Source organism: Burkholderia sp. SIMBA_051, from assembly GCF_046534915.1.
In the GTDB taxonomy this organism is placed as follows: Bacteria; Pseudomonadota; Gammaproteobacteria; order Burkholderiales; family Burkholderiaceae; genus Burkholderia; species Burkholderia ambifaria.
Genome location: NZ_JAWRXS010000141.1, coordinates 1 through 310 on the forward strand (window position 1 = coordinate 1; position 310 = coordinate 310).

Here is a 310-nt window from a genome sequence, read left to right on the forward strand (position 1 = left end):
CGACCAATAGCTCGGTGACCTCGCTGTCGACGTCGGCTTCGACGGGCATCAGTTCGCTGTCGACGGGTCTGAGCTCGACCAATAGCTCGGTGACCTCGCTGTCGACGTCGGCTTCGACGGGCATCAGTTCGCTGTCGACGGGGCTGAGCACGACCAATAGCTCGGTGGCCTCGCTGTCGACATCGGCGTCGACCGGGATCAGCACCGCGCAGAGCGGCGTGACGTCGTTGTCGACGGGGCTGAGCTCGACCAACAGCTCGGTGACCTCGCTGTCGACGTCGGCTTCGACGGGCATCAGTTCGCTGTCGAC

General features: G+C 64.8%; 1 protein-coding gene. It reads right to left on the reverse strand.

Going from position 1 to position 310, the window contains the following annotated elements:
• The coding region (locus tag SB771_RS33925) for a hypothetical protein (RefSeq protein ID WP_410721905.1) at window positions 1–310 on the reverse strand (310 nt) is incomplete at both ends.